Source organism: uncultured Draconibacterium sp., assembly GCF_913060805.1.
Taxonomy (GTDB): domain Bacteria; phylum Bacteroidota; class Bacteroidia; order Bacteroidales; family Prolixibacteraceae; genus Draconibacterium.
On sequence record NZ_CAJXTC010000001.1, the window covers coordinates 326,853 to 334,967 of the forward strand.

Sequence of the window (8,115 nt, forward strand, 5' to 3'; positions counted from 1 at the left end):
TCTATTTCTGATTATTAGCCCTTTTCCAACGCTCGCGAGCCAGTTTCTGCAAGTCGGCAACTTTGTCCGATTCGTCGATGATTTCCAGACCAAAAAGCGTCTCAATTACATCTTCCATGGTAACAAGGCCTACAACGGTTCCAAACTCGTCGGCAACCATTGTCATGTGTTGTTTTTCAAGGATCAATTTATCGAGTAACCCGGCAACCGAAAGGCTGTCTTCAACAAAAAATATTTTCCGGCGAATTTCTACTGCCTGGCGGCTGTGTTTGTCGGCGGCAATATTTTCCAGAATAGCATCTTTTAAAATAAAGCCCGTAAAGTTGTCCGAGTTCTCGTCGTACACCGGAATACGCGAAAACTGGAATGGATTGTAGTTCTTAAATATTTCTCCCAGCGTTTGGTTTTCATCCAGTGTGAACACCACACTGCGAGGCGTCATAATATCTTTCACCTCCATGTTTTCTAGACGCAGCAGGTTTTGAATGATCGATTTTTCTTCTTTGTCGATAGCACCGCTTTTTAAACCGGCATCGGCCATTGCGGCAACATCGGCACGGTTCAATACACTTTTTTCACCCTCTTTTTTTATCAGGTGCGTTACCCATTTGCTTAACCAAACAAACGGAGCAAGAACAATCATCAAACCTTTTAACGAGCGCACAGTAAACGGTGTTAGATTTTTCCAGTAAGTAGCTCCAATGGTTTTTGGTATAATTTCAGAAAGAATGAGAATGGCCAGCGTCATTAAACCTGCGATGAGCGACTCGTATGTAGCCTCGAATATAAAGAGGTTTATTTTGGCCGTTCCGAAGAGTTTGCCGGCTTGTACTCCAACTCCAATGGCTCCAACGGTGTGTGCAATTGTATTTAGCGTTAAAATGGCCGATAACGGGCGGTCGATATCGTCTTTTAAATAACTCAAGCGTTTTCCCAATCCCGGCTTTTCCATTTGCATTCGGCTAACATACGAAGGTGTGATGCTGAGCAAAACGGCTTCCCAAACGGAACATAGAAACGAGAAAAGTATTGATACGAAAAAGAAAAAGAGTAGTATCGCCATATAACTATAACAATGTTTTATACGAAAATAGAAAAATAATCGGGAATTAAATAGCTCGAAGTTTGGTGCGTAATCCATTTATTTGAAGAATATGAGTTTTGTCTCATGGGGAATCTGCTTATTTTGCTATTCTTGCAAAACAACTAAATCGAATCTTATGAAACAACGAATCCTGTCGATTGATATAATGCGTGGTTTAACGCTTTTTCTCATGCTTTTTGTAAACGATTTGTACATGCCCGGAGTTCCTGCATGGCTGGGGCATACAACGGCCGATTTCGACGGAATGGGACTTGCCGACTGGGTTTTTCCCGGCTTTCTTTTTATGGTGGGAATGGCAGTGCCGTTTGCCGTACAAAGCAGAATTAAAAAGGGGCACGCCAACCTTACTATTCTTTACCATATTTTGCTTCGAACGGTTAGCTTGCTAATTATTGGTGTGTTAATGGTAAACGTTTCCCGTTTAAATCCGGAATTAACGGGATTGCCGAAAAATTTGTGGGCGATTCTGGTTTATGTCTGCATTTTCCTGGTTTGGAACAATTACAAGAATATGCAGCCCTGGTTGGTATATCTGTTGAAAGGAACCGGAATAGCCGGCTTGATTATTCTGGCAGCAATTTTTAAATCGGGTACAGCAGAAGCCGTAAGTTGGTTGCATACCAGCTGGTGGGGAATACTCGGATTAATTGGCTGGGGCTACTTGGCCGCTTCGTTGGTTTACCTGCTGGTTAAGGACAATCTATTGCAAATTGCCGCTTTTTGGGCCTTGTTTTTTGTACTGAATATTCTATCGCAATTAAATCTGCTGGACTTCTTAAACCCGGTGAAACCTGTTTTTGGCGTGCTGCTAAGCGGGAACACGCCGTCGATTGTTTTGGCAGGCTTGTTCTTTAGTGTTTTAATCCGGCGGATTGGTTTTGCCGATTATCAAAAGCTAATCAAAACAAGTGTGATTATCGGTGTTGTTTTGCTCATAGCCGGATTTATTTTGCGTCAGTGGTTCATTATCTCAAAAATTCAGGGAACCCCAAGTTGGGCGATGATTTGTAACGGAATTAGTGTGCTGGTATTTGTAGTTCTTTACATCGTTATCGATTTATTCAAGCTCACCAAATGGACTGTTGTATTTAAGCCTGCCGGGCAAAACTCATTAACAACATATCTTGCCCCTGATATTTTATACTACTCGATGTGGTTAAGCGGAATACCGGTATTGATCTACAAACAGTCGGAAATGGCTGGAGTTGTTATTTTGGGATCGGTGTTGTGGGCATTGGCAATGATCGGATTTGCTGCGCTGTTGGCCAGAATTGGAATTCGACTTCGTTTATAAGTTTCCTGCTACGATGAGTCCTAAAATAAAAAATCCGTTTTCCAAAATCGGAAAACGGATTAAGAGGGAAACTTTTTTTAGGAAGGAGAATACGCTGTTTTCCTGAACAGAGTAATTTCGCTTTCTTGTTTCTCAAAAATACGTTGATACGTTCAATCAGGCGTTCGGAGTTATAAAACTGAACCAAAAATTGTGAATTTAGAGTTCGGGTTTATAAAATCTGAAACTTAATTTGATGAGTTTCTTTTACTTGCTAAGTATTTTGCCGGTGTGGTACCTTTTGCTTTTTTGAAGGCCTCGTAAAAGGTAGTTTTGGAGTTAAAACCGGCTTCGAAACCAATTGCCGTTATGGTTAGTGAGGCATTTGCCGGATCTTCAATCAGTGATATCGCTTTTTTGATGCGGTAACTATTTACAAATTCGAAAAAGTTTTGGTGAAACGATTGGTTCAATATCTGCGAAATCTGGTGGCTGCTAATTTTTGTTTCAGCAGCAAGATCTTTTATACGCAACTGCGAATTTAAATAAGGCTCGTGTTTTTCCATGTATTCAACCAACTTTGCTTTTAGTTTTTCCGACTGCTCGGAAGTCAGTGCCGACGAAGCATATTTAATTGGCTCAATAATGCTGTTGCCGTCTTCCATATGAAGTTTCAGCCAGCCTTTTTTTATGGCTGCAGAATGTTTGTACGAAGTCAGTGCGTCGAACCCGATAACAACCAGTGTTACCAGCTGCACCACGTCGTAAATGTTGTAAAGCACGAAGTTGAACGGTAATTCGTAATAGGTAAGAAACACAGAGACTAATTCAACCACGTAAATGGTCATGCAGAGTTTTATAATCAGCTGAGTAAGGTGAAAATCAGTTTTCGATATGTCGGAATAGATAATTTTAATCTTCTCGTTAAAATTCTTAAAACGTTGCAGTGCCCCCGAAAAGAACGTGAAATTTACGCTGACCAGAAAAATCCATTCCCAAACAAAATTCTCGACATCGGATTCCAGGTCGCCAAAGTTTTGAAATTCAATAATTTTATCTTGTGCCGACATGGCAAAAGTGGGGATGTAAACCAATAAACTTACAACGAACGGGCCTAAAAAAAGGATGTCGGATTTTATAAACTTTAAGCGCTGAAATTCCTGGCTTCGCGCATATAAATAAATCATTGGGCCAACCAGAATGTTTAGCGGTTCGTTGATGTATAAAAGGTGGGGGATTTTTACAATTAACCCGGTTTGTAATAAAAATTCGGAGAAACAGTCGACAATTACCAACAGCACATAAACCGCCAGAGGTAAATACCAGTTGAGTTTGAAACTCACTCGCAGCAGAAACAGCAGTAGAACTATGCCGAAACCAATCTCAGCAAGTAATAAGAGATTCCATATTGTAATGTCGGGCATTTTGTTAATTGTTTATAGCTAAACAAAAATAAGAAAAATACCTTTTAATGTGTTTTTAGGGTGCTGCGAAAATAAAACTGTTAACAACAGGGCATAAAAAAAGTCCGGCGGAAACCGAACTTTTCATCAAAGCAATATAATAACTATACAAGTTTTACATTTACTGCGTTAAGACCTTTGCGGCCTTCTTCAAGATCAAAAGTTACTTCGTCGTTTTCTTGAATTTCATCTTTACATCCACTTACGTGAACGAAATACTCTTTTGTTGATTCTGCATCTTTAATGAAACCAAAACCTTTGGTGTCGTTAAAGAATTTTACTGTTCCTTTATTCATTTTATTCTTAAAAAAATTATGGGCGCAAGCTACGATAATTTTTTGAAATAAATAACATAAATTTTTGGTGTTAACTTTTTAATAGTATTCCGTTCATCAAATACGTTAAAATATAGTCGGAATCGGGTTTTCGTTACCTAATTTCCTCAAACAGAAAGCTCAAAAGATTAAAAATGTTGTTCCAATGCTGATCTCCACCACGAGAAATAAGTGCTTTCAAGTGCATGTTGATCAGGAAAAGGATAAAATTTGAAGTGCTCGTTTTCGCCAATAAAAAATCCATCTTCAATAGTTCGGTAGGGGAGTTCGCTTTGTCGCACACGCAAAACCGTTTTGGTCAGTCTTTCGTCCGACTGGTGTAGTTTGATCAAACATTCCCTCAGGTGTGCCGGATTTCGGTACGGTAAATTTTTTATCGGAAGCAGCGGGTCGTTGGCCAGGTCGTTTAGCTGAAGTTCAACAAAGAATAATTTAGGTACCGAAACCGGTTTTGTGGTATCGGTTAAAAATTTGATGAACTCAGGAGGGCTTAGTTTACTCGCCACCATCGTTGAGAATGGATTGTATTGCTGGTACAGGTGAATATCTTTTTTCTCCGATGGTTGGTATTCGCTGTCGGAAATCTCCAACACTTTGCCATCGTCGGTTACCAGGTAAAGTTTCAGAAGGGCATCCAGCGGAATAGTTTCGAAAACGCGGTATATAGAAAGATACACCGAACGTTTTGGTTCGCCGTTTTCGTACGGAATGAGTTTTTTGTTCACGTAATCCTCCGGCAATTCGGTTTTGTTCGGATCGATCTCGAAAAATACCGATTGCGAGCGTAGGTTTTTCTTTGTTCCAACGGCCATATAATTACCAAATTCGAAAGGACTTAAATGTGAAACGATCAACGATTCGGGAGTGGCTACGAGGTAGTAATGTTTTTCCATGACGATATCTTTTTAAGTTTAACGACAGGAAATCATGCAAAAAAAGAACAATGGTTTTCTGAACGTATATTTCGTTTTTGTGTACGTAATTTCGGGGGCAGGGTTTTCCGAATTTTAAAAACTATGCCTGTAAATTCAGCGTATATCAGAGGACGGGAAATAGACGTCGAACAACCATTAACTAAGATGTTTGAGAATATTGCCGTATTATGTTTTAATAAAGGAATGAAAGACTATCTTTAATAACTATAAAACTCAAAACCGCTGTTATGAAACGATGGATTTACTGTTTGTCTGCCGCGCTGTTATTTCTTGTTGCCTGTAATTCGGAACCGAAAAAAGAGGCAGCGGAGAATGCCAGTGAAGAAAGCAGCGGTTTGGAAATCGTACAGCGCCCTTTTCGTAATTCAGAGCAGATTGAATACGAAATATCGGTTGTTAAAGGAACAGCAATAAAACACGGTGTGCAGAAGCGGTATTACCTGCACGGAAGTTTATACTCAACCATCCCGTATATTGCCGGCAAAAAACAGGGCGTTGCCTACACTTATTACCAGGCATCGTTGGATAGCAAACCACAGGTTTGGAAAGAGCAACCATACGAAGAAGACGAGCTGCACGGCACTTGTAAACGTTATCACCGCGATGGAACATTGCAGGCCGAATACAAGTACAAAGACGGATTACGCGCCGTTGGGTTAAAAGAATACACCGAATCGGGGAAAGAGATCGAAGAGCCCAGACTAATACTTACAAAACACCGCGTTGCTACCGGGTATTTAATTCAGGCCCAATTAAGTGATGCCTATGATAATGTTGATTTTTACATCGGCGATTTGCTTGAAGGTAAATATATGCCCCAAAAGATGAAAGCCCTGCAGACAAGAAATGATGTAGGTGAAATAGTGATTTCGCAAACCAGCGGAACCGTTACCATTACTGCTGAATATTCTACCCGCTACCGTAACAGGGGAGTGGTAAGTCAAACAATCCAATTATAGGTTTTAATTGCCGGATGCCTCATTTAATACCAGGGGCGGCTTTACCAGTCAACGATTCTGTTTGTCCACAGCTATGCCGGAACGCTCCATGATAATAATTTCCTAATCCATGATTGTGCCGGATTAATCCCGCATCATTATTTCCTTGTCCATAATGGCTCCGGACTTGTCCGGAATGGCTCTGGATCATTCCACAATGATTCCGGACTTGTCCATGACGGCTCTGGATCATTCCACAATGATTCCGGACTTGTCCATGACGGTTCTGGAACAGTCCACGATGATGCTGGACTTGTCCACAATGAATATGGAACGTTCCAGATTCATGCCGGAATGCTCGGCTCTTTCAATTATTTGTAGCCCAACATCAAAACTGTTTTCCCTTTTTAGGGAAAATGTCGACAGTTGAGCTAGCGAAATCCCGTACTTTACGTCGGGAACAAAAGGGTAAGGAAAATGCATTACCGCTCACCCTGTCGGGAGCTCCCCTCTTGAGGGGAGCCGGTTGTGATTTCAGTTAAATGTTTGAAGAACGCAACAATCCCTCGTTTGTAACGAAGGGTAAACTGTTTTTGCATTTTTAATGCATAATTTGCTGTCGTTACAAACGACAAAATTCTAGCCCCTCGTTGCAAACGAGGGGCAGAAGAAAGTGAAAGTTGTTCTGCGGAAATCTGCGTAATCTGCGTGAAACCATTGTAGGGGCAGCGCATTAAAAAAGCCACTCCCCAAAAAAGAGAAGTGGCTTTGAAATATCTAAGTTTAATAACTTCGATTTGTTTCCCCTTTAGGGGAGATCCCGATTTATCGGGAGAGGAGTGTTACGATCCAAAGTCGTCGAACAGTACGTTTTCGTCCGGAACGCCTAAATCGTAAAGCATTTTCTGAACGGCGTCGTTCATCATTGGTGGTCCACACATGTAGAAATCGATTTCTTCCGGTTCTTCATGCTGACTCAGGTAGTTGTCGTGAATTACCTGGTGAACGAATCCTGTTTTGTATTTAATGCCCAGTTTATCGGCTTCAGGATCCGGACGGTCTAACGCCAAATGGAATTCGAAATTCGGGAAGTTCTTCTCGATATCTCTGAATTGATCGTAGTAGAAAACTTCTTTCCAAGAACGTGCTCCGTACCAGAAAGTAACTTTCTTTTTCGATTCTTTGATGGTGTGGAATAAGTGGAATAAGTGCGAGCGCATTGGCGCCATACCTGCACCACCACCTACGAACATCATTTCGCTGTCGTTGTCTTTCAGGAAGAATTCTCCGTAAGGACCCGATACAGTTACTTTGTCGCCCGGTTTCAGGTTAAAGATGTATGATGAACAAATACCTGGATTTACCTTTTTAAAGCCATTGCTTACACGGTCGAACGGTGGAGTTGCAATACGAATATTCAACATTACAATGTTACCTTCGGCAGGGTGGTTAGCCATTGAGTAAGCACGGAATGTAGGTTCCGGGTTTTTCATTTTCAGGTCGAACATGCCGAATTTTTCCCACTCTTCGCGGTATTCTTCTTCAATGTCCATGTCCTTAAAGTCTACGTCGATTTTAGGAACATCGATCTGAATATATCCACCCGATTTGAAATCAAGCGTTTCGCCTTCAGGTAGTTTAACCACAAATTCTTTGATGAAAGTAGCCACGTTGTGGTTCGATACCACTTCGCATTCCCACTTTTTAACACCAAGTACTTCTTGTGGAATTTTAATTCCCATGTCTTCTTTTACTTTTACCTGACAAGCCAAACGCCAGTTGTCGTTTTGCTCTTTACGGGTAAAGTAACCGGTTTCGGTAGGCAGAATTGAGCCGCCACCTTCTACAACCTGGCAACGACACATTGCACAAGTTCCACCACCACCACATGCCGATGGAAGAAGAATTTTGTTGTTACCAAGTGTCGATAACAGTGTACTTCCGGGTTCAGTTTCAATTTCCAGGTCGCCTTCGTTAATGCTAAGCTTAACACTTCCTGATGGCGTAAGTTTCTTTTTGGCGAACAAAAGTAAGGCCACCAACAGAATAATTACACTCAGGAAGAA

General features: G+C 41.1%; 7 protein-coding genes. 2 read left to right on the forward strand and 5 right to left on the reverse strand.

What is annotated here, in order from left to right:
• Position 1: 1 nt before the first annotated feature.
• A complete protein-coding gene (locus tag QZ576_RS01275) occupies positions 2-1,063 on the reverse strand; it encodes a CNNM domain-containing protein (protein WP_297093578.1) in 1,062 nt (353 codons plus the stop codon).
• Positions 1,064-1,220: 157 nt separating this feature from the next.
• Here QZ576_RS01275 and QZ576_RS01280 point away from each other — a divergent pair, with 157 nt between their 5' ends.
• Positions 1,221-2,399, forward strand: a complete 1,179-nt coding sequence (locus tag QZ576_RS01280; RefSeq protein ID WP_297093579.1) for a DUF5009 domain-containing protein — start codon at positions 1,221-1,223, stop codon at positions 2,397-2,399.
• Between the two features lie 227 nt (positions 2,400-2,626).
• Here QZ576_RS01280 and QZ576_RS01285 read toward each other — a convergent pair whose 3' ends face one another.
• The 3 genes from QZ576_RS01285 to QZ576_RS01295 all read right to left on the reverse strand — a co-directional run bounded on the left by QZ576_RS01285 (position 2,627) and on the right by QZ576_RS01295 (position 5,069).
• Positions 2,627-3,802, reverse strand: coding sequence for an AraC family transcriptional regulator (locus QZ576_RS01285; protein ID WP_297093580.1), 1,176 nt, complete (start codon positions 3,800-3,802; stop codon positions 2,627-2,629).
• A 143-nt stretch (positions 3,803-3,945) separates the two neighbouring features.
• Positions 3,946-4,137 carry a cold-shock protein gene (locus QZ576_RS01290; protein WP_297091906.1) on the reverse strand — a complete coding sequence of 64 codons (192 nt, stop codon included), beginning with the start codon at positions 4,135-4,137 and terminating at the stop codon, positions 3,946-3,948.
• Positions 4,138-4,304: 167 nt separating this feature from the next.
• Positions 4,305-5,069, reverse strand: coding sequence for a hypothetical protein (locus QZ576_RS01295; protein WP_297093581.1), 765 nt, complete (start codon positions 5,067-5,069; stop codon positions 4,305-4,307).
• Between the two features lie 269 nt (positions 5,070-5,338).
• Between QZ576_RS01295 and QZ576_RS01300 the strand changes: the two genes are divergently transcribed.
• Positions 5,339-6,070 carry a hypothetical protein gene (locus QZ576_RS01300; protein ID WP_297093582.1) on the forward strand — a complete coding sequence of 244 codons (732 nt, stop codon included), beginning with the start codon at positions 5,339-5,341 and terminating at the stop codon, positions 6,068-6,070.
• Between the two features lie 821 nt (positions 6,071-6,891).
• Here QZ576_RS01300 and nqrF read toward each other — a convergent pair.
• On the reverse strand, positions 6,892-8,115 hold a 1,224-nt coding region (nqrF, locus tag QZ576_RS01305; RefSeq protein WP_297093583.1), incomplete at its 5' end, for an NADH:ubiquinone reductase (Na(+)-transporting) subunit F.

Excerpts from the sequence above, each read along its gene's own strand:
- QZ576_RS01275 (WP_297093578.1), bottom strand. The coding sequence starts at position 1,063 with ATGGCGATACTACTCTTTTTCTTTTTCGTATCAATACTTTTCTCGTTT.
- QZ576_RS01280 (WP_297093579.1), top strand. The coding sequence starts at position 1,221 with ATGAAACAACGAATCCTGTCGATTGATATAATGCGTGGTTTAACGCTT.
- QZ576_RS01285 (WP_297093580.1), bottom strand. The coding sequence starts at position 3,802 with ATGCCCGACATTACAATATGGAATCTCTTATTACTTGCTGAGATTGGT.
- QZ576_RS01290 (WP_297091906.1), bottom strand. The coding sequence starts at position 4,137 with ATGAATAAAGGAACAGTAAAATTCTTTAACGACACCAAAGGTTTTGGT.
- QZ576_RS01295 (WP_297093581.1), bottom strand. The coding sequence starts at position 5,069 with ATGGAAAAACATTACTACCTCGTAGCCACTCCCGAATCGTTGATCGTT.
- QZ576_RS01300 (WP_297093582.1), top strand. The coding sequence starts at position 5,339 with ATGAAACGATGGATTTACTGTTTGTCTGCCGCGCTGTTATTTCTTGTT.